Source organism: Streptomyces sp. NRRL S-31, assembly GCF_000718775.1.
Lineage (GTDB): Bacteria > Actinomycetota > Actinomycetes > Streptomycetales > Streptomycetaceae > Streptomyces.
Window position 1 is genome coordinate 1 of the sequence record NZ_JOCB01000113.1, and the last position, 25,596, is coordinate 25,596.

The 25,596-nt window shown below is 72.8% G+C and carries 20 protein-coding genes and 1 pseudogene; 12 read left to right on the forward strand and 9 right to left on the reverse strand.

Annotation, left to right across the window (positions count from 1 at the left end):
• The 4 genes and pseudogenes from IF37_RS0132985 to IF37_RS0133000 all read left to right on the forward strand — a co-directional run.
• A pseudogene (locus tag IF37_RS0132985) lies at positions 1–703 on the forward strand (serine/threonine protein kinase); the annotation flags it as partial.
• A 110-nt stretch (positions 704–813) separates the two neighbouring features.
• Complete coding sequence (locus tag IF37_RS0132990) at positions 814–1,863, forward strand: serine/threonine-protein kinase (protein ID WP_030751184.1); 1,050 nt, start codon at positions 814–816, stop codon at positions 1,861–1,863.
• Between the two features lie 127 nt (positions 1,864–1,990).
• Positions 1,991–3,604, forward strand: a complete 1,614-nt coding sequence (locus tag IF37_RS0132995; RefSeq protein WP_030751188.1) for a succinic semialdehyde dehydrogenase — start codon at positions 1,991–1,993, stop codon at positions 3,602–3,604.
• A gap of 94 nt (positions 3,605–3,698) precedes the next feature.
• Entirely contained in the window at positions 3,699–5,504 is a 1,806-nt protein-coding gene (locus IF37_RS0133000; RefSeq protein ID WP_030751191.1) for a GMC oxidoreductase, read from the forward strand.
• Positions 5,505–6,082: 578 nt separating this feature from the next.
• Here IF37_RS0133000 and IF37_RS0133005 read toward each other — a convergent pair.
• Positions 6,083–6,487, reverse strand: a complete 405-nt coding sequence (locus tag IF37_RS0133005) for a chorismate mutase (protein WP_030751194.1) — start codon at positions 6,485–6,487, stop codon at positions 6,083–6,085.
• Positions 6,488–6,770: 283 nt separating this feature from the next.
• On the opposite strand from IF37_RS0133005, the gene guaA reads away from it, so the two are divergent.
• Positions 6,771–8,351, forward strand: coding sequence for a glutamine-hydrolyzing GMP synthase (guaA, locus tag IF37_RS0133010; protein WP_030751197.1), 1,581 nt, complete (start codon positions 6,771–6,773; stop codon positions 8,349–8,351).
• A gap of 18 nt (positions 8,352–8,369) precedes the next feature.
• Here the strand turns inward: guaA and IF37_RS0133015 are convergent, their stop codons facing one another.
• Positions 8,370–8,837, reverse strand: coding sequence for a pyridoxamine 5'-phosphate oxidase family protein (locus tag IF37_RS0133015; RefSeq protein ID WP_030751199.1), 468 nt, complete (start codon positions 8,835–8,837; stop codon positions 8,370–8,372).
• 140 nt (positions 8,838–8,977) lie between these two features.
• Here IF37_RS0133015 and IF37_RS0133020 point away from each other — a divergent pair, with 140 nt between their 5' ends.
• Complete coding sequence (locus IF37_RS0133020) at positions 8,978–9,772, forward strand: class II aldolase/adducin family protein (protein ID WP_030751201.1); 795 nt, start codon at positions 8,978–8,980, stop codon at positions 9,770–9,772.
• Positions 9,773–9,959: 187 nt separating this feature from the next.
• Positions 9,960–10,484 carry a DoxX family protein gene (locus IF37_RS0133025; protein ID WP_079166000.1) on the forward strand — a complete coding sequence of 175 codons (525 nt, stop codon included), beginning with the start codon at positions 9,960–9,962 and terminating at the stop codon, positions 10,482–10,484.
• Here IF37_RS0133025 and IF37_RS0133030 read toward each other — a convergent pair.
• Together IF37_RS0133030 and IF37_RS0133035 are read right to left on the reverse strand one after the other, a co-directional pair.
• Positions 10,475–10,690, reverse strand: a complete 216-nt coding sequence (locus IF37_RS0133030) for a hypothetical protein (protein WP_030751206.1) — start codon at positions 10,688–10,690, stop codon at positions 10,475–10,477. The genes IF37_RS0133025 and IF37_RS0133030 overlap by 10 nt on opposite strands.
• Complete coding sequence (locus IF37_RS0133035; protein WP_030751209.1) at positions 10,677–12,341, reverse strand: PspC domain-containing protein; 1,665 nt, start codon at positions 12,339–12,341, stop codon at positions 10,677–10,679. Before IF37_RS0133035 ends, IF37_RS0133030 begins: the two co-directional genes overlap by 14 nt.
• A gap of 221 nt (positions 12,342–12,562) precedes the next feature.
• On the opposite strand from IF37_RS0133035, the gene IF37_RS0133040 reads away from it, so the two are divergent.
• Together IF37_RS0133040 and IF37_RS0133045 are read left to right on the forward strand one after the other, a co-directional pair.
• Positions 12,563–13,861: an ATP-binding protein gene (locus tag IF37_RS0133040; RefSeq protein ID WP_037857617.1), complete on the forward strand. Its 1,299-nt coding sequence runs from the start codon at positions 12,563–12,565 to the stop codon at positions 13,859–13,861.
• Positions 13,858–14,616: a response regulator transcription factor gene (locus tag IF37_RS0133045; RefSeq protein ID WP_030751215.1), complete on the forward strand. Its 759-nt coding sequence runs from the start codon at positions 13,858–13,860 to the stop codon at positions 14,614–14,616. Before IF37_RS0133040 ends, IF37_RS0133045 begins: the two co-directional genes overlap by 4 nt.
• 48 nt (positions 14,617–14,664) lie before the next feature.
• Here the strand turns inward: IF37_RS0133045 and IF37_RS0133050 are convergent, their stop codons facing one another.
• Positions 14,665–15,729, reverse strand: a complete 1,065-nt coding sequence (locus IF37_RS0133050; protein WP_030751221.1) for an NlpC/P60 family protein — start codon at positions 15,727–15,729, stop codon at positions 14,665–14,667.
• A 409-nt stretch (positions 15,730–16,138) separates the two neighbouring features.
• Here IF37_RS0133050 and IF37_RS0133055 point away from each other — a divergent pair, with 409 nt between their 5' ends.
• On the forward strand, positions 16,139–16,492 hold the full coding sequence (locus IF37_RS0133055; RefSeq protein WP_030751224.1) for a hypothetical protein: 354 nt from the start codon (positions 16,139–16,141) through the stop codon (positions 16,490–16,492).
• A 19-nt stretch (positions 16,493–16,511) separates the two neighbouring features.
• Here the strand turns inward: IF37_RS0133055 and IF37_RS46155 are convergent, their stop codons facing one another.
• A complete protein-coding gene (locus IF37_RS46155) occupies positions 16,512–17,852 on the reverse strand; it encodes an NlpC/P60 family protein (protein ID WP_030751227.1) in 1,341 nt (446 codons plus the stop codon).
• A gap of 439 nt (positions 17,853–18,291) precedes the next feature.
• On the opposite strand from IF37_RS46155, the gene pcrA reads away from it, so the two are divergent.
• Positions 18,292–20,811, forward strand: a complete 2,520-nt coding sequence (gene pcrA, locus IF37_RS0133065; RefSeq protein WP_030751230.1) for a DNA helicase PcrA — start codon at positions 18,292–18,294, stop codon at positions 20,809–20,811.
• 51 nt (positions 20,812–20,862) lie between these two features.
• Here pcrA and IF37_RS0133070 read toward each other — a convergent pair whose 3' ends face one another.
• Both IF37_RS0133070 and IF37_RS0133075 read right to left on the reverse strand, forming a co-directional pair.
• Positions 20,863–22,359, reverse strand: a complete 1,497-nt coding sequence (locus tag IF37_RS0133070) for a M23 family metallopeptidase (protein ID WP_030751233.1) — start codon at positions 22,357–22,359, stop codon at positions 20,863–20,865.
• 276 nt (positions 22,360–22,635) lie between these two features.
• A complete protein-coding gene (locus IF37_RS0133075; RefSeq protein WP_030751236.1) occupies positions 22,636–23,490 on the reverse strand; it encodes a triacylglycerol lipase in 855 nt (284 codons plus the stop codon).
• A 222-nt stretch (positions 23,491–23,712) separates the two neighbouring features.
• Here IF37_RS0133075 and IF37_RS0133080 point away from each other — a divergent pair, with 222 nt between their 5' ends.
• The gene (locus tag IF37_RS0133080; RefSeq protein WP_030751239.1) at positions 23,713–24,135 is read left to right on the forward strand and encodes a cobalamin B12-binding domain-containing protein; all 423 of its coding nucleotides are present in this window, start codon (positions 23,713–23,715) and stop codon (positions 24,133–24,135) included.
• Here IF37_RS0133080 and IF37_RS0133085 read toward each other — a convergent pair.
• Positions 24,111–25,596 (reverse strand): DUF5691 domain-containing protein (locus IF37_RS0133085; protein ID WP_037857615.1); only part of this gene is annotated, 1,486 nt, incomplete at its 5' end. The two genes, IF37_RS0133080 and IF37_RS0133085, sit on opposite strands and share 25 nt — an antisense overlap.

A 25,596-nucleotide genomic window follows, 5' to 3' on the forward strand; every position in this document is an offset into this window, starting at 1 on the left:
GGCCGGGGCGGGCGTGTCGGCCGCGGCGCTGCTGCTGCACCAGGGCGGGCGCGGGGGCGGCACCCCGGGCGGTACGGCGACGACCCCGGCGACCGGGCCCGGCACGCACCCCCCGGGCACCCCGACGGGCACCCGCCCGCCGGGCCCGTCACCGGATACGCGCCCCCCGGGTACGCCCACGTCCCCCGCGGAATCCGGTACGACGCCGACGCCCACGGCCGGGACGACCGGCCCCACCGCCACCGGCCTCCACACCGCGCCCTCCGGTTACCGCACGGCCCGGGACCCGGCCGGCTTCTCCTTCGCCGTACCGGAGGACTTCACCCGCAGCCCGCAGGGCGAGCGCGTCTTCTACCTCTCGCCGGGACAGACCTTCCGCCTCGGCGTCAAGGTGACCGTCCCGCAACCGGGCGGCCCGCAGGGGGTGCTGGACCGCTCCGCCGCCGACGGCCCCTCCACCAACCCCGGTTACCGCGACGGCCGGGTCGTGCGGACCACGCACGGCGGACACCGGGCCGCGCTCTGGGAGTTCAGCTGGAACGGCTTCAGCCCGAGGGAGGGGCCGCGGCACACCTACGACCTGTGCTGGGAGGAGGGCGGCCGGCTGTACGACGTCTGGGTGTCGGCGCCGGTGGGGAAGGTGCGGGAGGCTCGGGAGTACTTCGACGTGGCCGTCGACACGTTCTCGGTCACGGACAGGTGACCGGTTCCCGCCACCGGTGGCCGGCCGGCGCCGGGGCACGGCGGAGACACCGAGCCCTGGTCCGGGTGCCCGCTTCGACAACGGCGTGGTGCGCACGGTACTCATGGGACATGACCGAAGACGGCGAACACCCGCCCGGCGCACGGCTGATCGGCGGCCGTTACCGGCTGGCCGGACGTCTCGGGTCCGGCCCGACCGGGACCGTGTGGCGGGCCCGGGACGAACAGGGACGGGGATACGTCGCCGTCAAGGAGCCGCTGCTGCCCGGCGATCCGGCCACCGACGAGGAGAGCCGGCGCGTCGCGCACCGGCTCCACCACGAGGCCCGGGCCGCCACCCGGGTCCGGCACCCCTCGGCCGTGACGGTGTACGACGTGGTCACCGAGGACGGCGTCCCCTGGATCGTCATGGAGCTGGTGGCGGGCGAGTCCCTCGGCGAGGTGCTGCGGCGCGGGCCGCTCCCGGCCGCCGAGGCCGCGCGCGTCGGGCTGGCCGTGCTCGGCGCGCTGCGCGCCGCGCACGCCGTCGGCATCGTGCACCGGGACGTGAAACCGGCCAACGTCCTGCTGGAGTCCGGCACCGGGCGGGTCGTCCTGACCGACTTCGGCATCGGCGACGGACACGCGGGCGACGCGCCCGCCGGGTTCGTCGCTCCCGAGCGGGCGGCGGGCCCCGGCGCCGGTCCGGCCTCCGACCTGTGGTCCCTGGGCGCGCTGCTGCGCACCGCCGTGGGGGACGCGGACCCCGGGCCGCTGGGCCCGCTGCTGGACCGGCTGCACGCCGACGACCCGGCGGCCCGGCCCGGCGCGGCGGAGGTCACCGCCGTACTCGGCGCCGTCCTCGGCCGCACCGCCGAAGCGGAGCCGTCGGTGCCCGGACCGCGCCCGGTGCCGGACCCCGCCCCTGTCACCGCCCCGGGCCCGACTTCCGAGGCCGCTCCCGGCACCACCCCGGACGCCACCCCCGACGAGTCCGCTCCCGGCACCACCCCGGACACCACCCCTGAGTCCGCTCCCGGCGCCGCCCCGGACCCCACCCCCGACGAGCCCGCTCCGGGCACCGCCCCCGGCACCACCTCCGCCCCGGCCCCCGAGCCCCGCCGACGCACCCCACTCACCGCACTGGGTCTCCTGCTCACGAGAAAGCCGGAAATCGACTGACCGGCCCGGTGTCAACACCCTGATCAGCACGTTTGCTGCCAGCGATCACTGGCAGCATGTGAGCAGTCGGTGAATCCGCGTTACCGGTGGGTACACAAAGGCCCCGCCGCGGCATACCCTGCGCCTCATGACGGACACGCAGGCCCCGGACATCGCCGGTACCAATCCGCTCGCGCCCGCCCCCGAGGGCGTGCGTACCGCCGCCGACGTGGTCACCCCGGAGTTGGTGGCACGCCTCACCAAGGGCGTCACCGGCTCCGGCCGCACCGCCAACCACACCCCGTTCACCGGCGAGAAGCTGGCCGACCTGCCGGAGTCCAGCCCGCAGGACGTCCGCGAGGCCTTCGAGGCGGCCCGCGCCGCCCAGGCCGTCTGGGCGAAGGTCCCGGTACGACGGCGGGCCGCCGTGCTGCTCCGCTTCCACGACCTGCTGCTGGAGCGCCAGGCCGAGGTCCTCGACCTGGTCCAGCTGGAGACCGGCAAGGCCCGCCTGCACGCGCACGAGGAGGTGCAGGCCGTCGCCGTCGCGGCCCGCCACTACGGCCGCAAGGCCCCCGCCTACCTGCGGCCCAAGGGCCACACCGGCGCCGTGCCGACCCTGACGAAGGTCACCGAACTGCGCCACCCGCGCGGGGTGGTGGGCCAGATCGCCCCCTGGAACTACCCGCTGGAGCTGTCCGTCGGCGACGCCCTGCCCGCCTTCGCCGCGGGCAACGCCGTGGTGATGAAGCCGGACACGGAGACCTGCCTCACCGCCCTGTGGGCGCGAGACCTGCTGATCGAGGCGGGGCTGCCCGACGGCGTCTTCCAGGTCGTCCTCGGCGAGGGCCCGGTCGTCGGCCCGGAGGTGGTCAAGCACGCCGACTACGTCTCCTTCACCGGCTCCACCCGCACCGGCCGCGAGGTCGCCGTCGGCGCCGCCTCCCGCCTGGTCGGCGTCTCCCTGGAACTCGGCGGCAAGAACGCCATGCTGGTGCTGGACGACGCCGACGTGGAGAAGGCCGCCGCCGGGGCCGTCCGCGCCTGCTTCTCCTCCGCCGGCCAACTGTGCATCTCCATCGAGCGGCTGTACGTCCACGAGTCCGTCGCCGACGCCTTTCTGGAACGCTTCGCCGCCCGCACCAGGGCCATGCGGCTCGGCACCTCGCTCGCCTACGGCGCCGACATGGGCTCGCTGGTCGGCGAGCGCCAGCTGAAGACCGTCGAACGGCATGTGCGGGAGGCCGTCAGCAAGGGCGCGAAGGTGCTCGCGGGCGGCGTGGCCCGCCCCGACGTCGGCCCCTACTTCTTCGAGCCCACCATCCTGGACGGCGTCGAGACCTCCATGTCCGTCTGCGAGGAGGAGACCTTCGGCCCGGTCGTCTCCGTCTACCGCTTCCGGTCCGACGACGAGGCGGTCGAACGCGCCAACGCCACCCCGTACGGCCTGAACGCCTCCGTCTGGACCGCGAACACCCGCCGGGGCCGGGAGGTCGCCGCCCGCCTGCGCACCGGCACGGTCAACGTCAACGAGGGCTACGCGCCCGCCTACGGCAGCGTGCAGTCCCCGATGGGCGGCATGAAGGACTCCGGGCTCGGCCGCCGGCACGGCTCCGAGGGCATCCTCAAGTACACCGAGGCCCAGACGGTGGCCCAGCAGCGGCTGCTGCCGATGGCGCCCTCACTGGGCATGACGGACGAGCAGTACGCCCGGTTCATGAGCCGCAGTCTCCGCCTGATGAAGGCGCTCCGGTTCCGTTAGACCTTGCCTCAGGAAGACCTCCGCTCAAGGAAACCTTCCGTCAGGAAGAGCTGTACACCCGTTCGGTAACACCCGTTCTCGACGAGGAGAGCACGTGTCGCAGGAGAAGTCTGTCCAGGCCCGGGACGAGGACGGGTACGACTACGACGTCATCGTCGTCGGTTCGGGGTTCGGCGGCTCGGTGTCGGCCCTCCGCCTGACCGAGAAGGGGTACCGGGTCGGCGTACTGGAGGCCGGCCGCCGCTTCACCCGCGCCACCCTCCCGAAGAACTCCTGGGACCTGAAGAACTACCTGTGGGCGCCGAAGCTCGGCATGTTCGGCATCCAGCGCATCCACCTGCTGGGCAACGTCATGGTCCTGGCCGGCGCGGGGGTCGGCGGCGGCTCGCTGAACTACGCCAACACCCTCTACGTACCCCCGAAGGCGTTCTTCGAGGACCCCCAGTGGAAGGACATCACCGACTGGCAGGAGGAGCTGAAGCCGTACTACGACCAGGCCCGGCGCATGCTCGGCGTCCGGCTCAATCCCACCATGACCCCCTCCGACGTGCACCTGAAGGCGGCGGCGCAACGGATGGGCGTCGGCGACACCTTCCACCTGGCACCGGTCGGCGTGTTCTTCGGGGACGGCGAGGACGCCGACGGCACGGCGAAGGTCCGGCCCGGCGGGCAGGTGAACGACCCCTACTTCGGCGGCGCCGGCCCCGACCGGAGAGCCTGCACCGAGTGCGGCGAGTGCATGACCGGCTGCCGGCACGGCGCGAAGAACACCCTCAACGAGAACTACCTGTACCTCGCCGAGAAGGCCGGCGCGGTCGTCCACCCCATGACGACGGTGGTGTCCGTCACGGACGACTCGCGGGGCGGCTACGCGGTGGCGACCCTGCCGACGGACCGGAAGAGGAAGGGTGCGGGCCGGCTGTTCACCGCCCGCAGGGTCGTCCTCGCCGCCGGCACCTACGGTACCCAGACCCTGCTGCACCGCATGAAGGCGGGCGGCCAGCTGCCTTACCTCTCCGGCCGGCTCGGCCACCTGACCCGCACCAACTCCGAGGCACTGGTCGGCGCGCAGACCGACAACCGCCGCTACCGCCGGGCGACCGGCGTGCCACGGGCCGACTTCACCCGCGGCGTCGCCATCACGTCCTCGATCCACCCCGACGAGAACACCCACATCGAGCCGGTCCGCTACGGCAAGGGCTCCAACTCGATGGGCGGCCTGTCCATCCTCCAGGTGCCGTACGCGGAGGGCTCCTCGCGCGTGCTCGCCTGGCTGGCGAACGCCACCCGGCACCCCCTGCTGGTCGCCCGTTCCCTCTCCAACCGGCGCTGGTCGGAGCGGACCATCATCGGCCTGGTCATGCAGTCCCTGGACAACTCGCTGACGACGTACCTGAAGCCCGGCGGCGTCGGCAGGGGGCTGCTCACCGCCCGGCAGGGGCACGGGGCGCCCAACCCCAAGCAGATCAGGGCCGCGACCGAGGCCGCCTCCGCGCTCGCCGCCGAGATCAACGGCTTCGCCGGCAGCAACGTCGGCGAGCTGATGGGCACCCCGCTGACCGCGCACTTCCTCGGCGGCTGCCCCATCGGCGACTCCCCGGAGACGGGCGTGATCGACCCGTACCACCGGCTCCACGGCCACCCCGGCATCTCGGTCGTGGACGGTGCCGCGGTCTCGGCGAACCTGGGGGTGAACCCCTCGCTGACCATCACCGCGCAGGCGGAGCGGGCGATGTCGTTCTGGCCCAACAAGGGCGAGGAGGACCCGCGCCCGGTCCCGGGAGCGGTCTACGAGCGGCTGAAGCCGGTGGAGCCCGTCGCCCCGGTGGTCCCGGCGGACGCGTTCGGCGCGCTGCGGCTGCCGTTCCTGGGGGTGCCGGCGGTGCCGCCGAAGAAGTGACCGGAAACCGGAGCGGTGTCGGGTGCGGCCGGGTGGCCCCGGCGGCACAGAGGGACCTGCATCCCCCTCCGAAAGCAGGTCCCTCCCACCGTTTCTTGATCCGGCAGGTTTGATCAGCGAAGGGCTGGAAGGGTTGCTCCGGAGGCCCGGATTCCCCTGTGTGATGTGGGTCACGGTCGCGGGGGCGTCGGGCGCTTGGGCAGGACGAAGGGCCCCGCGGGGCGCAGAGGCCGCGAGGCCCTTCTTCGGTCAGCCCCGGCGTCAGGGCAGTGCCGGTGCCCGGAAGCGGCGCCGGGGGTGCGCCGCGTGTTCTCGTGCCCTGTCCGCGGTGTTCCGCCGGCCGGCCCCGGGCGTCCCCGGAGCCGGCCGTTCTCTCGCGTGACCGGGCTGCTGTCCCCTGCCGTCCGGTCACTACCCGGAGCGAGGTCCCACGGCGCACGGCACGACCCGTACGCCTCATCGCTCCAGCGAGCCACGCGTGGTGTGGTCGGGCCCGCCCCTGGCTGGCACGGACATCCCCCTCAACGAAGCGGTGCGTGGTCCGGTCACGTCCCGTACGGGTGAGAGCGGCACCGAACTCAGATGCGACCCCGGCTCAGCTCCAGCAGGGTCATGGCGAGGGCGGTGCCGGGCTTGCCGAGGGCGTCCCGGTAGTGGCCGAGGACCTCCATCTCGCGGGACAGGTGCACCCGACGCCCGCCGGAGGAGATCCGGGTCCGCTGGACCACGGCGGAGACGGCCACCCGCTCCTGGATGAGACCGATGATCCGGTCGTCGAGCGCGTCGATGCGCTCCCGGGCACCGGCGATGATCGCTTCCGGGTCGGCGATGATCGCTTCCGGGTCGGTGGCGGACGCGTCCGGGCTGGTGGTGCGCGCGTCCGGGCCGGCGGTGGAGGCTTCGGGGCTCGCGGCGGTCGCTTCGGGGCTTGCGGCGGTCACTTCCGGAGTCGCGGTGGTCGCTTCCTGGCTGCTGGTGGTCATGTCGGGCTCCTCGGTCGGTCGGGGGAGGGAGGCCCTGGAACGGCAGAACCCGGAAAACGACAGGCGCCCCGGGCCTTGTCGGCCCGGGGCGCCTGGGAAGTCGCTTGGCGTTGGCTCAAGCAGCACGACCATGGCAGCCGGCGGGCCCGGTGCCATAGGTAAAGACGAAGGTCGAGTGCTTGAGCATGCGGTCAGTATGCCACGGCGGCTTCCCTCGGAGGTCTCGCGGGCACCCCGTAGAATCGGAAGCACAGACCCCCGCCCGACCACCAGAAGGCACCCCGTGTCATCAGCGACCCAGTCTGCCGTCACCCCCGACACCGTCCTGGTCGTCGACTTCGGCGCGCAGTACGCCCAGCTCATCGCCCGTCGCGTCCGCGAGGCGCGGGTCTACAGCGAGATCGTGCCGAGCACCATGCCGGTTCGGGAGATGCTCGCCAAGAACCCCGCGGCGATCATCCTCTCCGGAGGCCCCTCGTCCGTCTACGAGGAGGGCGCCCCCCGCCTCGACCGCGAGATCTTCGAGTCCGGTGTCCCCGTCTTCGGCATGTGCTACGGCTTCCAGCTGATGGCGCAGGTCCTCGGCGGCACCGTCGACAACACCGGCTCCCGCGAGTACGGCCGTACCGACCTGCACGTCTCCCGCAACTCCTCCACCCTCTTCGAGGGCACCCCGGGCGAGCAGCAGGTGTGGATGTCCCACGGCGACGCCTGTTCCGCCGCCCCCGACGGCTTCACGGTCACCGCCTCCACGGACGTGGTCCCGGTCGCCGCGTTCGAGAACGACGACAAGAAGCTCTACGGCGTCCAGTACCACCCCGAGGTCATGCACTCCACGCACGGCCAGCAGGTGCTGGAGCACTTCCTCTACCGCGGTGCCGGTCTGGAGCCGAACTGGACCACCGGCAATGTGATCGAGGAGCAGGTCGAGGCCATCCGCGAGCTGGTCGGTGACAAGCGCGCGATCTGCGGCCTGTCCGGCGGCGTGGACTCCGCCGTCGCCGCCGCCCTCGTGCAGAAGGCCATCGGCTCCCAGCTGACCTGCGTGTACGTCGACCACGGCCTGATGCGCAAGGGCGAGACCGAGCAGGTCGAGAAGGACTTCGTCGCGGCCACCGGCGTGCAGCTGAAGGTCGTCGACGCCGAGGAGCGCTTCCTCACCGCGCTCAAGGGGGTCAGCGACCCCGAGGAGAAGCGGAAGATCATCGGCCGGGAGTTCATCCGCGTCTTCGAGCAGGCGCAGGCCGAGATCATCGCCGACGAGGGCCCGGCCGTGGAGTTCCTGGTCCAGGGCACCCTGTACCCGGACGTGGTCGAGTCCGGCGGCGGCACCGGCACCGCGAACATCAAGTCGCACCACAACGTCGGCGGCCTGCCCGAGGACCTCGAGTTCAAGCTGATCGAGCCGCTGCGCAAGCTGTTCAAGGACGAGGTCCGCATGGTCGGCCAGGAGCTGGGCCTGCCGGAGGAGATCGTCCAGCGCCAGCCCTTCCCCGGCCCCGGCCTCGGCATCCGCATCGTCGGCGAGGTCACCAAGGAGCGGCTGGACCTGCTGCGCGAGGCCGACGCCATCGCCCGCGAGGAGCTGACCGCGGCCGGCCTGGACCGCGAGATCTGGCAGTGCCCGGTGGTCCTGCTCGCCGACGTCCGTTCCGTCGGCGTCCAGGGCGACGGCCGTACCTACGGTCACCCGATCGTGCTGCGCCCGGTCTCCTCCGAGGACGCCATGACCGCCGACTGGTCCCGGCTGCCGTACGACGTCCTCGGCCGCATCTCGACCCGGATCACCAACGAGGTCCGGGACGTCAACCGGGTCGTGCTCGACGTGACGTCCAAGCCGCCGGGCACCATCGAGTGGGAGTAGTCCTCCCGCGTGTGACGGTCACGTCCGCCTGAGAGCGCGCACCGGCTCTCCGGGCTTCCAGACCTGGGCGACCAGATACGTGTCGTCCTCGACGTAGGTCCTTACGACCTCCGTCAGCTCGGTGCGGAAGAGGTGGAACGGCTGCGGCGGTTCCACCTCTTCCACGTACGCGGCCTTGGCCGGCCCGTCCCCGACCTCGAACGCCCGCCCGCCGACCCGGACGTCGCCGCCGCCCATGCCCGTTCCGTCACCGGGGTTGGCCTGGAGGGCGAAGCGCGGGTCGCGGCGCAGGTCCGCGGCCTTGCGGGAGCCCGGCATCAGACCGAGCCACAGCCGTCCGCCGACGAAGCGCACCTCCAGACCGCTGGTGCGGGGAGAACCGTCCCCGCGGAGGGTCGCGAGAACGTGGTGCCGGTAGGCGCCGAAGCGCTCCTCGGCGAGCGCCGCCAGTCCGGGCGCCGCCGCCCTGAAGTCTGTCCAGTCCATACCGGGCACTCTTCCGCTCGATCCCGACAACCTCTGTCGGGTATTCGTCGCGTACGTCATCTTTACAAAACAGCCCTGCCCTTTTGCGCCGCCCGGCGGTAGCTTCCGGCCCGTACGGACATCAGCACGCTGGAGGACCTATGCGCGGGCCCACGCCGCCCCTGCCGCTGCCCACCGACCAGCTGCGGTTCGCCATGCCGCCGATGCACGACTCGGTCGAGGACGAACGGCGGCACCGCAAGGAACGGCTCGCGGGTGCCCTGCGGATCTTCGGACGGGCGGGATTCGAGGACGGGGTGTCCGGCCACATCACCGCCCGGGACCCGGAGTTCACCGACTGCTTCTGGGTCAATCCGTTCGGCATGCCGTTCAAGCACGTCACCGTGGGCGACCTCGTCCTCGCCAACCAGGACGGCCAGGTCGTCGAGGGCCGCTACCACGTCAACCAGGCCGCGTTCACCGTGCACGCCCAGGTGCACGCGGCCCGCCCCGACGTCGTCGCCGTCGCCCACTGCCACACCGTGCACGGCCGCGCCCTCGCCGCCCTCGGCGACCTCATCGACCCGATCACCCAGGAGAGCTGCGCCTTCTACGAGGACATCGCCCTCTACGACGCCTACACCGGCGTCACCGTCGACGCCGAGGAGGGCCGCCGGATCGCCGCCGCGCTGGGCTCCCGCAAGGCGCTCGTGCTGCGCAACCACGGGCCGCTCACCGTCGGCGACTCGGTGGACGCCGCCGCCTGGTGGTTCCTGTCCCTGGACCGGGCCTGCCAGGTGCAGCTGACGGCGAAGGCGGCGGGCCGCCCGGTGCTCATCGACCACAAGGCGGCCGTCGCCACCCGCGAACAGCTCGGCGGCGACCTGGTGGCCTGGATCAACTACCAGCCGCTGTGGCAGGACATCAGCCGCAGCGAACCGGACCTGCTCGACTGAGACCTGCGGCCCCGGCCCCCGAACCCACCGCATCCCGCGCCACCACCCACTCCATGTGACCCACCGGGGCGGTCCGCAAGGGCACCCGATATCCGGAAAATCATCCCGGAGAGGATTGAACCGTTCTTCTCTGTCATACGTATCGTCCAGTGAGGGGTGGTACGGCGGGTGAAAGGCGGTCGTGACGATGGTTCAGGGAATGCGAACGGACACGTACACCACACGATTGGACGGCCACGGCAGCTGGCGGGACACCGCCGCCCACTATGCCCTGCTGCCGTTGCGCCTCTTCCTGGGCGTCACGTTCATCTACGCCGGCCTGGACAAGATCACCGACAGCGCCTTCATGCGGTCCGGCGGTGCCGGCTCGATCGGCGAAACCATGCGCTCGGCCCGTGACTCCGCCGCGATTCCGGCCCTGGTCGACCTGGCCCTGAAGAGCCCGGTCGGCTTCGGCTACGGCATCGCCCTCGGCGAGCTGGCCGTGGGCATCGGGACCCTGGTCGGTCTGCTCGGCCGGCTGGCCGCGCTGGGCGGGGCGCTGATCTCGCTCAGTCTCTGGCTGACGGTGAGCTGGTCGACCACCCCCTACTACTACGGCAACGACCTCGCCTACCTGATGGCCTGGACCCCCCTGATCCTCGCCGGCGCCCCCTACCTCTCCCTGGACGCGGTCTGGCGGACACGGAGGCGGTTCGGCGGCTACCGCTGACCGTCCTCGGCGCCGCTCCGTCCGCGTATCCCCCGGGTCAGCACGGCGATGGCCCCGGCCAGGCAGAGGCCGCCCACGACCAGCGGGACGACCGCGAACCACGGGGTGTCCCACAGCCCGCCCGCGTCCCCCGCGTAGGCCACGGCGGTGGCGGTGAGGAAGAGCCCGGCGACCAGCTTCCCGGGCTGGAACTCATGACGCAGCACGGCTGACCTCCACCTGTCCCACTCCGACGCCGAGCGTCAGGTCCAGCGTGCCGGGTCTCCCGGCCCCCTCGACCGGCGCCAGCGTCACGTCCTTGTGCCTGCCGGGCTGCACGTCCACGTCCTTCCCGGGGTCCCCGGGCAACCGGATGTCGCCCACCCCCACATCGATGTTCATCCGCACCGTCACGTCCGCCGGCACGATCACCTTCAGCCGGCCCGCGCCCACCCGGGCGTCCGAGGCGACCGTCTGCCCCGTGGCCGGGTGCACCCGGGAGAGGTCCAGGGTGCCCCGTCCCGTGCCGAGGTCGTACCCGGGCCGCACCTGCGCCGCCGTGGCCGGCGTCCAGGACACCTCCCTCCAGTGGGTGGTGATGTCCCGGGGCAGCGCCGCCGATCCGGCGAGCAGGGCCGCCGTGACCAGTGCCAGGAACACCGTCCCGGCCCCGGTCCGGCCCAGGAAGGCGCTGACCGCGATGCCCAGCCCGAACACCGCCAGCGCGCACGCCAGACCGGTCTGGAGACTGGTGCCCAACGGGTGCGTGCGCCAGCCGAGTCCCGTGCCCAGGCCGCCCGCCAGCAGCGCGAGCAGGAACACCCAGCCGCCTATCCAGCGCGGGCCGCGCGGTCTCGGGGGCGTGGCCCGCGACGGCTGTGGGGCTCCGGAGTGGGTCCAGGGGGTGGGGATGCCGACGTCCACGACCGAGGTGAGGTCCCGGCCACGGGCGTCACCGGGTCCCCACAGATAGCCGGTGCCGCCGACATGGGTGCCGTCCTTGACGATCGGGTCACGCCACCATGAGGGATAGGTGGTGACGACCGGCGGCGCCTGGGCCTCCGGCGGTGCGTCGGCGGCGGCCTGCGCGGCCAGGGGGTCGGGGTCCGCCGTGCCACGGTGCCGGGACCAGTACCCCGCGCCCGCCAGGAGCAGGGAGAGCACCGTGGCGAACCACAGCACGCCGCCGTTCCTCAGCATCGTCAGGAAGATCCCACAGCCGACCAGTGCGAACAGCACTGCGGCCAGCGCCTGGCCGTCGACCCGGCCCGTGAAGAGCTTGCGGACCTCGTTCTCCTCCTCGTCCTCGTACGGCACCAGGAGCCAGACGAAGCCGTAGAAGATCAGGCCGAGGCCGCCGGCCGCGGAGAGCACGGCCAGCGTGATCCGGAAGATCACCGGGTCCATGTCGGTCTGCCGTCCGAGTCCGGCGCACACGCCCGCGATCATCTTGTGCCGGCGGTCGCGCCGGAAACGGCCGGTAGGACCGTGATCCGCCCGCTGCCCGGACCCGTCCGCGGCGGAGCGGGTGCCCGTCCGGGACCGGGCGTGCGCACCGGCGTGGTCGTGGGCGCCACCGGGACCGGTGCCGTCACCGTCGGTTCCGTCACCACTGCCGCCGTCACCACTGCCGCCGTCACCACTGCCGCCGTCATGCCTGCCGCCGTCATGCCTGCCGGCGTCGGCAACGGTGCCGTCGGCGTCGGTGCCGTCGGTGCGGGAGCCGCTCCCGTGGGAGCCGTTCACATGGGGGCCGGTGCCGGCCGCCCGTGTCTCCTCCGTCGCGGCGGGCGCGGCATCCGTCGGTCCGGTGCCCGGGACCGGGCGCGGGCCGGAGCCGGGTCCCGTACCCGTCGCGGCGTGCTCGTGATCCGTCATGCGTCCATGGTGACCGCCCGGCCGCCGCGACGGCAGTCGGGACGACCCTGGGCCAACCCTGAAATCGGCCCCGAGACCGGGCGGGGAAGCGTTCGAGCGGCACGGACCGTCGAGGAGACCCGCACACACCGCCCACCCGGACCGGCTCCGGCGGAAGATCAGGGGCGTCTCGGGGCCGGACCCTGATGCTCCGCCCCGCGGCCCGTGTGACCATCGTTGGCATGCCGGAAGCCGCAAGCCCGCCACTCGACGACCCGCGGCCGCCGCGCAAGCTCTACCGCAGCAGCGACGGACGCTGGCTCGGCGGAGTGGCGCGGGGCCTCGCCGGGCATCTCGGGCTGCCCGTCGTCTGGGTGCGGCTCGTCTTCGTCGGACTGTTCATGGCCGACGGACTCGGAGCGCTGCTGTACGCCGCGTTCTGGTTCTTCGTCCCGCTCGGCGTCGGCGGGGTGGGCGGTGCCGGCGGTCAGAAGCCGTCGCTGGTGGGCACGGAGACCTCGCCGGACGGCCGCCGCAGACTGGTGGCCCGCAGGCCGGACCGGGGACAGATCATCGCCCTGCTTCTCATGGTCGCCGTCGCCATGGTGTTCGTGAGCAGCGTCAACCTGGGCAGCGCGGCCAAGGCGTATCTGGTCCCCGCCGTGCTCGTCGCGGCCGGGGTGGCCCTCGTCTGGCGCCAGGCGGACAACGCCCGCCGGGCCCGCTGGGTCGAGGCCGGACGCCGGCGCCGCACCCTCACCCTGCTGCGCGCGGCGGGCGGCGTCCTGCTCGTCACGGCCGGTGTCTCGGCCATCTTCGTCATGCAGGGCTCGGCCGCCCACCTGGGCGCGGTCCTCCAGGCGGCGCTCGCCGTCCTCGTCGGCATCACCCTGCTCGCCGGGCCCTACCTGGTCCGCATGACCCAGGACCTGTCGGAGGAGCGCCTGATGCGCATCCGTGCCCAGGAGCGCGCCGAGGTCGCCGCGCACGTCCACGACTCGGTGCTGCACACCCTCACCCTGATCCAGCGCAACGCCGAGAACGCGGGGGAGGTGCGCCGCCTCGCCCGCGCCCAGGAGCGCGACCTGCGCACCTGGCTCTACAAGCCGGAGGGCACCGGGAAGGACGAGGCCGACGAGCCCGACACGGTCGCCGAGGCGGTGCGGCGCAACGCCGCCGAGGTGGAGGACAAGCACGGCGTGCCCATCGAGGTCGTGATAGTCGGCGACTGCCCGCTGGACGAGAGGACCACCGCGCAGATGCAGGCCGCGCGCGAGGCGATGGTGAACGCCGCCAAGTACGGTGGCGAGGGCGGTGCCGTACAGGTGTACGCGGAAGTCGAGGGAAGATCGGTCTTCGTGTCCGTGCGGGACCGCGGCCCGGGCTTCGATCTCGACGCGATACCCGCCGACCGTATGGGCGTCAGAGAATCGATCATCGGCCGCATGGAGCGCAACGGCGGCACGGCCCGGCTGCGGGCGGTGGCGGGGGGCGGTACCGAGGTCGAGCTGGAGATGGAGAGGGCGGAGAAGACGTCATGAGCGACGAGACCGAGGCGAACGGCACGGCGGCAGCGGCGGAGGCGGAGGGGGAGGCGGCCCAGTCCGGCCGGATCGACGGCGCCGGTGCGGGCGGGCGGCACGTACGGGTGGTGCTCGTGGACGACCACCGGATGTTCCGCACCGGCGTCCAGGCCGAGATCGGCCGGACCGCCGAGACCGGGGTCGAGGTGGTCGGCGAGGCCGCGGACGTCGACCAGGCGGTCGCGGTGATCACCGCCACCCGGCCCGAGGTGGTCCTCCTCGACGTCCACCTGCCCGGCGGCGGCGGGGTCGAAGTGCTGCGCCGGTGCGCCGCGTTGAGCGCGGACGCCGAACGGCCCGTCCGCTTCCTCGCGCTGTCCGTGTCGGACGCGGCGGAGGACGTGATCGGGGTGATCCGTGGCGGCGCGCGCGGCTACGTCACCAAGACGATCACCGGCGCCGACCTGATCGACTCCGTCTTCCGCGTCCAGGAGGGCGACGCCGTCTTCTCGCCGCGGCTGGCCGGGTTCGTCCTGGACGCCTTCGCCTCCACCGACGCCCCGCCCGTGGACGAGGACCTGGACCGCCTCACCCAGCGGGAACGCGAGGTGCTGCGCCTGATCGCCCGTGGCTACGCGTACAAGGAGATCGCCAAGCAACTGTTCATCTCGGTGAAGACGGTCGAGTCCCACGTCTCGGCGGTCCTGCGCAAGCTCCAGCTGTCCAACCGGCACGAACTGACCCGCTGGGCGACCGCGCGCCGGTTGGTCTGATCCGATCCTGCCGCGGGGCCGCGCGCACTCCGCGCACCCGACGGTCCCTCAGGCCACCCTGGCCGCCCCCGCGAACGGCATCTCGTCGATCGGGGCGAGGCGGACCGGCGCCGAGGGGTTCGGTGCGTGGATCATCCGGCCGTTGCCCACGTAGATCCCGACGTGGCTGATCCCGGAGTAGAAGAAGACCAGGTCACCGGGGCGCAGTTCGGAGCGGGAGACCCGTCGGCCCGCGTTGATCTGGGCGTATGTGGTGCGGGGCAGGGAGATGCCGGCGGCCCGGTAGGCGGCCTGGACCAGGCCCGAGCAGTCGAAGGCGTCCGGGCCGGTGGCACCCCACACATAGGGGCTGCCGAGCTTGCCGTAGGCGTAGCCGACGGCCGCCGCCGCGCGCCCGGCCGGAGCCTGGGCGGACCCCGCCGGCCCCAGCGGCTCCCGTGGATCCGTCGCCGACCGGGAGGCGCGTTCGCCAGTGCCGCCGGCGTCGGTGATCTCGGCACGCTGCCGCGGAGTGAGCCGGGCCAGCAGCCGCCGGGCCTCGTCCAGCTTGTGGTTGACGGTCTTCTTCCGCCGTCTCAGCTCGGCCTGCCGGGAGCGCAGCGACGTCAGCTCGACGCGCGCGGCGCCGCGCAACCGCTCGATCTCCAGCAACTGCCGGCGTACCCCCGACACCGCGACGGCCTGCCGGTCACCGGCCCGCTCCGCGAGTGCGGCGCTCTCCAGGTACCGGTCGGGGTCGCTGGAGAGGGCCAGTTGCCAGGCAGGGGCGACGGCGCCGTCCCGGTACTGCGCCGCCGCGATCGACCCCAGCGCGTCGCGGGCCGAGTTGAGCCTTTCCTGCCTGCGGGCGGTCTCGTCCTGGAGCGAACGCAGCCGCCGTTGGGTCGCGTCCGCCGTCTCCTTCGCCCCGTTGTACTTCTCGGTCGCGGCCTCGGCCTCCCGGTACAACGTGTCCACCTCGGCCTTCACCTGCGCCGACGTCGGCTGCGGCGCGGCGTGGCCGGTCCCGTCGAAGCCGGTCGCGGTGGCCGCGCCCGCCAGGGCGAGCGTGACGGCCGTCCGGACCGTATGGCCGCTGAGCGGGCGTTGCGCGGGCTTGCGGTGGGTTGCCACCTGGACCGTCACGTCCTTCCGAACGACTCGTACGACCGAGGGGGTCGGTCACCTGGGGGAGGACGCTAGGACGTTAAGTGACGAGTGTGTAACGCAGTGTGCGGAACTGGTCCCGGTGGGCCGACTCGTGACCGTTTGTGACCGCGCCGCCGTGCTGGAGCCGTCGCCTTCACGAGGCGCGGTGATCGAAGCACGGAAAACGAGGCTGGTGGGAGCGGTGGGGTGCTATGAGGCGTACGACAGCGAGAGTCCACGCGAGACCTCATGCGAGATTCAGGGCGCGCGATCCAGAACGTGATCCAGGGCGCTATTCGTAGCGGGTCCGGTGGGAGATCCATGCGCCATGAGCCGGTGCGAGAGGCGGCCCGGTGGCGAGTGGGGTGTGGGCTTCTGGCTAGGCTCCGGCTCCATGGACGTACTCATCCATCTCTTCGTCGGCCTGCACATCATCGGTATCGCCGCGCTGCTCGGCGGTTTCCTGACCCAGATGAAGGCGATGGGCCAGGGCACGGCCCGGTTCGTGCCGGGAATGCTGCACGGCGCGATCACCATGCTGGTCACCGGCGTGGCCCTGGTCGGGCTCAACCAGGCCGACGACCACCACGTCAACAACGTGAAGATCGGCGTGAAGCTGGCCCTGCTGATCGTGATCCTCGGCCTGGTCTACGTGAAGCGTGACGAGGAGCGGATCGACAAGGGCCTCTTCGGGCTGGTCGGCCTGCTGACCACGGCCAACATCTTCATCGCCGTCCTCTGGACCTGATCCTCGGCGCGCGCCGGCCTCAGCCCGGCCGCACCACGCTGTGCACGGCGCCCCCGCCGAGGGCGGAGACCGGCTCCTCGCGGACGTACGCGCCCGGCATCGGCGCGTGGATCATCATGCCGTCGCCCGTGCAGAGCCCGACGTGGGCGGCGTCGTCGTGGAAGAGGACGAGGTCGCCGGGGCGGGCCTCGGCCGGCGGGACCGGCATTCCGGCCCCGGCCTGCTCGCGCGCCGTGCGCGGCAGGGTGACTCCGGCGGACTTCCACGCGGCCTGGGTGAGCCCGGCGCAGTCGTAGGAACCGGGTCCGGCGGCGCCCCACACGCACGGCTTGCCGAGCTGCGCGCGGGCGAAGTCGATGGCCTTCCCCGCCTTGGTCGCGTACGTGGCCGGAGGCATGGCCGCGGCGGGCTGGATGGCCCGCCGCGACAGCAGCACGCGCGCGTGGGCGAGCTTATTCCGTACGGTCGTCTTGGCCGCCCTCGGCCCGCTCGCGGTCTCCGCCGGCCGGTGTGGGGTCTGAGGGTGCGCGGGCGCGGTGGCGGAAGTGGCTGTCGTTCCGGTGACAAAAGTGGCGGCCGTCGTGCCAGGAGAGGGCGCCGGGATTCCGCTGCCCGGGGCCGGTGAGGTGGCGGCCTTGTCCGGCACGGGCGGAGTGACGGTCGTACCGCCGGCCAGGGCCGCGGCGCCCTCGCGCCCACCCGTGCCGCGCTCGTCCCGTCTCGTGCCGAACTCCTCCCGACCCGTGCCGCGCTCGTCCCCGCTGGTGACGCGCTGGGCCGGGATCATGGCGCGCCGAGTGGGCAGAGCCCGGTGCCGGGCACGTCGGGCCACCTCGTCCCGGAGTCGCTGGAGACTGTCCTCGCGGCGCGGCGGGGCCTCGGCGGGCTCCGTCCGTTCGCCGCGTCCGGCGGGTTGTTCCGTGCGTCCCGGCCATGCCCGTTCGCCGCGTCCGGCGGGTTGTTCCGTGCGTCCCGACCATGCCCGTTCGGCGCGTCCGGCGGGTTGTTCCGAGCGGCCCGGCCACGCCCGTTCGCCGCGTCCGGACCGTGTGCGTTCGGGTCCTGTCCGTTCGGGCCGCGCACATTCGGCGCGCTCGGTCGCCTCGGGGCGCGCGGTGCGCAGCCTGCTCGCGGCGGATGACCCGGCCGCCGACTCCGCCCGGCGGTAGAGGTCCTCGATCTTCCGCTCGACCTCCTCCACGCTCGGTCCGCGGTGACCGGCCGGGAGCGCGGCCTCGGCGGCCTGGGAGAGCACGGACACGGAGGCGGACACGGAGGCGAGGGCGGCGGTGGCGAGGGCGGGGGTGCGGATGCCCGCCGCCTGGGTGCCGCCGGGGCGCGGCTTGCGGTGCGACGCCAAAGGAGGCGACTCCTTCCTTGCTGCCGCCCGCCGGGTGGGCTGCCGGGTGGGGGCGGGTGCTCACAAGGGATGCCCCACGGCGTCGTCCCGAGTGGGCTTCAACCGATTCGCCCGGCATCGGTGGGTCCCCGGCTCCGGGCACCGTGCGGGGCGCGCCGGACTCGGCGGAGGCCGTACGGCCCGGCGACGTTCGCCGGAGGGATGCCGCGCGGCCTGACGGCAACCTAGCCAACTCGTGTGTCTTCTGTGAAGGTTGGAGTGAGGTATGTCCGATACGTTTCCGTGACCTGGCGGCGGGGGTGTACGGGCGTGACCAGGCGCTTCCGCTTGGTGAGCGCGCGGCGGGCACCCCCGGCGGGAAGATCGACTGTCCGGGAAGCGGGCCTTGTCGCCGGGACGGCGACCGGTTGTCGGTGGGGCGCCCTAGACTCGGAGAGCGATGAGCAGCCTCTTTGACGACAGCTTCCTGGCAGACCTCCAGCCCCCTCGCGGGCACGAGGAGGAGCCCCCGCCGCCGCCCGAGGACGATCACGCTCCGGAGCCGCTTCCGGACGATCTGTTCGGCGGGAAGTTCGACGCGCCGCCGGACCGGGACGCCTACTACCGCGACGGCGCCCCGCGTCCCGCGCTGGACCCGGCGGCCCTCCTGGAGGGGCTGAACGACAACCAGCGCGCCGCGGTCGTGCACGCCGGCTCCCCGCTGCTCATCGTGGCCGGCGCCGGCTCCGGCAAGACGCGGGTGCTCACCCACCGCATCGCCCACCTGCTCGCCGAGCGGGGCGTCCACCCCGGCCAGATCCTCGCGATCACCTTCACCAACAAGGCCGCGGGCGAAATGAAGGAGCGCGTCGAGCACCTCGTCGGCCCGCGCGCGAACGCGATGTGGGTGATGACCTTCCACAGCGCGTGCGTGCGCATCCTGCGCCGGGAGAGCAAGAGGCTCGGCTTCACGTCGTCGTTCTCGATCTACGACGCCGCCGACAGCAAGCGCCTGATGGCCCTGGTCTGCCGTGACCTGGACCTCGACCCCAAGCGCTTCCCGCCCAAGTCCTTCAGCGCCAAGATCAGCAACCTGAAGAACGAGCTGATCGACGAGGAGGACTTCGCCGCCCAGGCCGCCGACGGCTTCGAGAAGACCCTGGCGCAGGCCTACGCGCTCTACCAGTCGCGGCTGCGCGAGGCGAACGCGCTCGACTTCGACGACCTGATCATGACGACGGTCAACCTGCTGCGCGCCTTCCCGGACGTCGCCGAGCACTACCGCCGCCGTTTCCGGCACGTCCTGGTGGACGAGTACCAGGACACCAACCACGCCCAGTACGCCCTGGTCCGCGAGCTGGTCGGCACGGGGGAGCGCGTCCCCGGGGACGCCGACGCCGGCACCCCGGCCGGCGAGCACGACGTCCCGCCGGCCGAGCTGTGCGTGGTCGGTGACGCGGACCAGTCGATCTACGCCTTCCGGGGCGCGACGATCCGCAACATCCTCCAGTTCGAGGAGGACTACCCGAACGCGACGACGATCCTGCTGGAGCAGAACTACCGCTCCACGCAGACCATCCTGTCCGCCGCCAACGCGGTCATCGAGCGCAACGAGTCCCGCCGCCCGAAGAACCTGTGGACCAACGCCGGCCAGGGCGCCCGGATCGCCGGGTACGTCGCCGACACCGAGCACGACGAGGCCCAGTTCGTCGCCGACGAGATAGACCGCCTGGTGGACGCGGGCGAGGCCAAGGCCGGTGACATGGCCGTCTTCTACCGCACCAACGCCCAGTCCCGTGTCTTCGAAGAGGTCTTCATCCGCGTCGGCCTGCCCTACAAGGTCGTCGGCGGTGTCCGCTTCTACGAGCGCAAGGAGGTCCGGGACGTCCTCGCCTACCTGCGCGTCCTCGCCAACCCGGAGGACTCGGTGCCGCTGCGCCGCATCCTCAACGTGCCCAAGCGGGGCATCGGCGAGCGCGCGGAGGCGATGATCGACGCGCTCTCCCAGCGCGAGAAGATCAGCTTCCCGCAGGCCCTGAAGCGGGTGGACGAGGCGTACGGCATGGCCGCGCGCTCCACCAACGCGGTCAAGCGGTTCAACGCGCTGATGGAGGACCTGCGCACGATCGTGGAATCCGGTGCCGGACCGGCTACCGTCCTGGAGGCCATACTCGAACGCACCGGCTACCTGGCCGAGTTGCAGGCATCCACCGACCCGCAGGACGAGACCCGCATCGAGAACCTCCAGGAACTCGCTGCCGTCGCCCTGGAGTTCGAGCAGGAGCGCGGCGGGGGAGCCGGGACCGCCGGGACCGCCGCCCCGGGCGGCACGCTGGCCGACTTCCTGGAGCAGGTCGCCCTGGTCGCCGACTCCGACCAGATCCCGGACGAGGAGGACGGCAACGGCGTCATCACACTGATGACGCTGCACACCGCCAAGGGCCTGGAGTTCCCGGTCGTGTTCCTGACCGGCATGGAGGACGGCGTCTTCCCGCACATGCGCGCCCTCGGCCAGACCAAGGAGCTGGAGGAGGAGCGGCGCCTGGCGTACGTCGGCATCACGCGCGCGCGGGAGCGGCTGTACCTCACCCGGTCGACGATGCGCAGCGCCTGGGGACAGCCGTCGTACAACCCGCCCTCCCGCTTTCTGGAGGAGATCCCGCCCGCCCACATGGAGTGGAAGCGGACGGGAGCCGCGGCGCCGGTGTCGTCCGGACCGGCGTCCGGGATCGCGGCCTCCCTCTCCTCGACCCGTTCGCGCTCCTCGGCGTCGGGCGCCTCCGGCTTCGCCACGCGGCGCACGGCGGAGAAGCCGGTGGTCGGGCTGGCCGTCGGGGACCGGGTCACGCACGACCAGTTCGGACTCGGCACGGTCGTCGGGGTGAAGGGCACGGGCGCGAACGCGGAGGCGACGATCGACTTCGGCGACACCAAGCCGAAGCGGCTGCTGCTGCGCTACGCGCCGGTGGAGAAGCTGTAGAGCGAAGGGGCCCCCGCCGTCGGCGGGGGCCCCTTGGTGCTTTCGGCCGGATCAGGTCGGATCCAGTCCATGGCTGCGCAGCCACGACAGCGGGTCTATCGCCGCCCCGCCCGCGGGACGCACCTCGAAGTGCAGGTGCGGGCCGGTGGAGTTGCCGGACTTGCCGGAGTAGGCGATGGGCTCGCCGGCCTTGACGGAGGTGCCGGGGGCCACGCGGTAACTGGACAGGTGGCAGTACCAGGTCTGCGTGCCGTCCTTCGCCGTCAGGATCAGCATGTTGCCGTAGGCGGTGTTCCACTTGGTGGTGACGGTGCCGTCGGTGGCGGCCATCACCGTGGTGCCGTAGGAGACCGGGAAGTCGATACCGGTGTGCACCGACATCCAGTTGATGCCCGCCTGGCCGTAGTAGGCGCTGAGCCCGTGCTGGGCGACCGGCAGGGCGAACTTCGGGCGCAGCCGCTCCTTGAGCGCGGCCTCCGCGGCCGCCTTCTTCTTCTCCAGCTCCTGCTGCGCCTTGAGGTCGATCCGCTCCTGGGTGCGGCTCGCCCGGTTGGCGAAGTCGTCGGCACCGGCGGAGAGTGTCTTGAGCTGGGTGTCCAGCTTGCTGTTGGCCACCGACGGCTGGACGGGGATCGCGTCCGAGGCGGTGGTGGAGCTGTCCTTGGAGTCGTCGGTGAACGCGCCGACCGAGGCGGCGGCGATCCCCGCGACCCCCATCACGCAGACCGACGGCACGGCGACGGTCAGCAGCGCCGAGCGTTTGGCCGGCGTACGGCGCCGGGAGCGTGCCGCGCCGCGCGAGCCCGCGCGGGTCGCCGGGGTCGTCTCCTCCTGGTCGTCCAGCAGGCCGGTCACGGCGGGCAGTTCACCGGTGGCGTCCGGCTCGCCCGTGACCTCGGCCCCGCTCTCGCCCCCGCCCTCGCCCTCGCCGGAGGGCTGCCCGGCGAAGGCGGTCTCCTCGTACGACACGTGCTCGAACGTCGCGGTGGGCTGCTGGTCGAACGGCACGGCGGGCTGCTCGGACTCGGCCGGCGCGGCCTGCCCCGCGGAGTTCCACTGCGTGGCGTCGTACGCGCCCGTGTCGAAGGTCTGGGTACCCCACTCCCACTGCTGGGTGGGGTCGGCGGCGCCGGAAGGGCCGGGCTGTGTCCAGGCGCCGGTGTCCCACTGGCCGCTGACGTCGTTGCCGGTGGCCTGCGCGGGGATGGACCAGGCGGTGCTGTCGTAGGTGCCGGAGTCGTAGCAGGCGACGTGCTGGGCCGCGTACGGGTCGTAGGCGGGCAGCGGGCCGGTGCCGGTCTGCCACTGCGTGGCGTCGTATCCGCCGGTGGGCTGCTCGCCGCCCGGGAGGCTGCCGAAGAGCGGGTCGGTGTGGAACGCCGTGGTGCCGCCTGAGTCCCCGGTAAAACCGGTGGCGTCGTAACCGCCGTACGTGGTGAGGTCGTCGTAGGGGTTTTCCTGTGCCCCGTACGGTGCGTAGTGCCCGGTGGAGGCGTCGGAAGCCGGGGCCGGGGTGGTCGTCGTCCCCGACGGGTGACGGTCGTTCACCAACTTCTCTTTCGCCTCGACAACAGGGGCTGCCAGAGCAGTGCGGCGACTGTACCCGGCGGTACCTGGGCGCGACAATCTTCGACTGGTTTCACGTCGGCGGGAAACGGGCATTCGGCCGTGTTTCGGGGGCGCCCGCACGCGACTTTGGCTTTACGTTCGAAGACTGTTCGATGTCGAGGGGTGATGTGTCGGCTGTCCACCGGGCCGAGCGCCCGCCCGTGTGCGTCCTTCCGGCGCCCTTCGATCGCCCTCTCCGGCGTCCCCCGGTCGCCCTCAGGCCACGGTGAGGCCGTCGGCGACCTGGTCCCCGGGGTGCGGGGCGTCGAGGGCCTCGCGTATCCCGGCCGCGACGGCGGGGTGCACGGGCAGGGCGAGGTGGCCGATGCCGGACACCCGGACGTTGCGCGCGTCGAGGTCCGGATGCTCCAGGCAGGCCGTCTCCAGCGGGTCCATCAGGGAGTCCAGGTCGCTCCAGAAGCTGACGAAGCGGGTCCGGCAGCCGGGCGCGGGGCGGGCCAGCTCCTCGATCACCGCGGAGCCGGGCCGCATCTGCCGGACGATGGGATGCGCGTCCGCCAGCGGCGCCACCCGCGTCCCGGAATGCGGGGTGCCGAGCGTGACCAGTGTGCGTACCCGCAGGTCACCGCCGAGGCATTGCGCGTAGTAGCGGGCGATCAGACCGCCGAGGCTGTGCCCCACGATGTCCACCCGTGCGCTGCCGGTGCGCTCGCAGATCTCCTCGATGTGCCGGGCCAGCAGCTCGGCTGCGATGCGTATGTCGCAGGTCAGCGGGGAGTAGTTGAGCGACTCGACCCGCTGTCCGCCGTGCTGGGCGAGGGTGCGGCGCAGCAGCACGAACACCGAGCGGTTGTCGATGAAGCCGTGCAGCAGCACGACCGGCGGACCGGGGCGGACCGGCAGCCGGGCGGCACCCCCGGCGGCGGGCAGGGCGGCGGAGCGGCGCTCCTGGACCAGACCGGTCGGATAGAGCAGAAGGTGGCCCGCCAGGATCGCGGCCTCCAGGGCGGTCGCCCGCAGCAGCGTCATGGACAGTCCGGCGAGCCTGCCCGGCCACAGACGGCGGCAGACCGGGAGGAACAGCGTCGGCAAAACCCCGGTGACCTTCATGGCCGACCTCCTGTCGGCACGCCGGAGGACGGCTCGGCCCCCGTGTGCCCTCATGTCCCACCATGTGATTTCCCCCTCGCGGCGCACCGTAAAACCGCGCGCTGCGGGATGCTGGAGATAACGTTCGTTCACTTCGCGACGGTGGCGGAACGCGCCAAAAGTGCGGTACTTGTCGGTATGAACGGAAGCGATCGCTTCCGTGGTCGCTTGATGGAGGCAGTGATGGGTGTGGCAGCCGGTCCGATCCGCGTGGTGGTCGCCAAGCCGGGGCTCGACGGCCACGATCGTGGGGCCAAGGTCATCGCGCGCGCTCTGCGCGACGCCGGTATGGAGGTCATCTACACCGGCCTCCACCAGACGCCGGAACAGATCGTCGGCACCGCCATCCAGGAGGACGCCGACGCCATCGGCCTGTCCATCCTCTCCGGCGCCCACAACACGCTGTTCGCCGCGGTCATCGACCTGCTCAAGGAGCGAGAGGCGGAGGACATCCTCGTCTTCGGCGGCGGCATCATCCCGGAGGAGGACATTCCGCCGCTGAAGGAGAAGGGCGTCGCGGAGATCTTCACCCCCGGTGCGACGACCACGTCGATCGTGGAATGGGTCCGCGAGAACGTCCGTCAGCCGGCCGCCTCCGAGGGCTGAGGGGCCGTCTCCGGGGGTTGGGCAGCCGTCTCCGGCGGGCGAGTGGCCGCCCCCCGCGGTTCGGCGGGCGGTGTCTGCGGGTTCAGTTCCCGTGTCATCGCCGCCCGCAGCCGCAGCGTGGTGACCAGCCGCTGGAACGCCTCCGCCCAGTACCCGCCGGCGCCGGGCGCGGCGTCCTCCGGCTCGTCGGGCACCGCCAGCAGCGCCTCCAGGCGCACGGCCTCCGCCGGGTCGAGGCAGCGCTCCGCCAGCCCCATCACCCCGCTGAAGCTCCACGGGTAACTGCCCGCGTCCCGAGCTATGTTGAGGGCGTCCACCACCGCCTGGCCCAGCGGCGGCGCCCAGGGGACCGCGCACACCCCGAGCAACTGGAACGCCTCCGACAGGCCGTGCGTGGCGATGAACCCGGCCACCCACGCGGCCCGTTCGTCCGGTTCCAGCGCGGCCAGCAGCTTCGCCCGCTCCGCCAGGGACACCGCGCCCGGGCCGCCCGCCTCCGGTGCCGACGGAGCGCCGAGCAGCGCCCGCGACCACGCCGCGTCCCGCTGCCGCACCGCCGCCCGGCACCAGGCCGCGTGCAGCTCCCCCTGCCAGCCGTCCGCCACCGGCAGCGCCACGATCTCCTCGGCCGTCCGTCCGCCGAGCCGCTCCGGCCAGGTGCCGAGCGGGGCGGCCTCCACCAACTGGCCCAGCCACCAGGACCGTTCCCCGCGTCCCGCCGGCGGTGTGGCCGTGACCCCGTCCCGCTCCATGCCGGGGTCGCACTCCGGCGGTGCCTCCACCGCTATCGCCGGCGCGTTCCCCGTACGGTCCAGGGCCACGCACACCGTGGCACGTACCGCCATCCGCGCGGCGAGCGCCGATCCCGGCAGCGCCGACAGCAGTTCCGCCGCCGTCGCCCGGACGTTGCGGCTGCGGTCTCCCAACGCCTGTTCCAGGAACGGCTCGTCCGCGTCCGACAGGCCGGTGCGCAGCGTGTCGAGGAACATCAGCCGGTCCTCCGCCCGCTCCGTCGGCCATGTGGACACCAGCAGCTCACGCCCCACCGCGGGCGTCCGGGCGCGCAGCGCGCCCAGCAGCGCCGCCCGCTCGGCGAACAGCCCCTCCCGCCACAGCCGGCGCACCGCCTCGGCGTCCTCCGCGTCGGGCAGCGACGCGCCACCGCCGGGGGCCGCGCGCAGGGCGAACCGCCAGTCCGGGTTCAGCCGGGCGAGCCACAGCGCGCGCGGGCCCGCGAACGCCAGTGCCGCCGGGCGCAGGTCCGTACGGCCCCGGGCCGCGTCCAGCAGGGCGGGCAGCGCCTGCGGCGGAGCCGCGTACCCGTGCGCGTTGGCCACCGCGAGCCACTGCGGCAGCAGCTCCATCAAATCCGGGGAGCTGCCCCGCCGCCCGCCGCCCGCGCCCCCGGACCGGTCGGCCAGCAGGGCGGCGAGCCGGCGTGCCGCCGGGGCGGCCTCGCCG

Excerpts from the sequence above, each read along its gene's own strand:
- IF37_RS0133040 (WP_037857617.1), top strand. The coding sequence starts at position 12,563 with ATGCCGGAAGCCGCAAGCCCGCCACTCGACGACCCGCGGCCGCCGCGC.
- IF37_RS0133005 (WP_030751194.1), bottom strand. The coding sequence starts at position 6,487 with ATGACCACCAGCAGCCAGGAAGCGACCACCGCGACTCCGGAAGTGACC.
- IF37_RS0133025 (WP_079166000.1), top strand. The coding sequence starts at position 9,960 with ATGGTTCAGGGAATGCGAACGGACACGTACACCACACGATTGGACGGC.
- IF37_RS0133035 (WP_030751209.1), bottom strand. The coding sequence starts at position 12,341 with ATGACGGATCACGAGCACGCCGCGACGGGTACGGGACCCGGCTCCGGC.
- IF37_RS0132995 (WP_030751188.1), top strand. The coding sequence starts at position 1,991 with ATGACGGACACGCAGGCCCCGGACATCGCCGGTACCAATCCGCTCGCG.
- IF37_RS0132990 (WP_030751184.1), top strand. The coding sequence starts at position 814 with ATGACCGAAGACGGCGAACACCCGCCCGGCGCACGGCTGATCGGCGGC.
- pcrA (WP_030751230.1), top strand. The coding sequence starts at position 18,292 with ATGAGCAGCCTCTTTGACGACAGCTTCCTGGCAGACCTCCAGCCCCCT.
- IF37_RS0133015 (WP_030751199.1), bottom strand. The coding sequence starts at position 8,837 with ATGGACTGGACAGACTTCAGGGCGGCGGCGCCCGGACTGGCGGCGCTC.
- IF37_RS0133080 (WP_030751239.1), top strand. The coding sequence starts at position 23,713 with ATGGGTGTGGCAGCCGGTCCGATCCGCGTGGTGGTCGCCAAGCCGGGG.
- IF37_RS0133045 (WP_030751215.1), top strand. The coding sequence starts at position 13,858 with ATGAGCGACGAGACCGAGGCGAACGGCACGGCGGCAGCGGCGGAGGCG.
- IF37_RS0133075 (WP_030751236.1), bottom strand. The coding sequence starts at position 23,490 with ATGAAGGTCACCGGGGTTTTGCCGACGCTGTTCCTCCCGGTCTGCCGC.
- IF37_RS0133055 (WP_030751224.1), top strand. The coding sequence starts at position 16,139 with ATGGACGTACTCATCCATCTCTTCGTCGGCCTGCACATCATCGGTATC.
- IF37_RS0133020 (WP_030751201.1), top strand. The coding sequence starts at position 8,978 with ATGCGCGGGCCCACGCCGCCCCTGCCGCTGCCCACCGACCAGCTGCGG.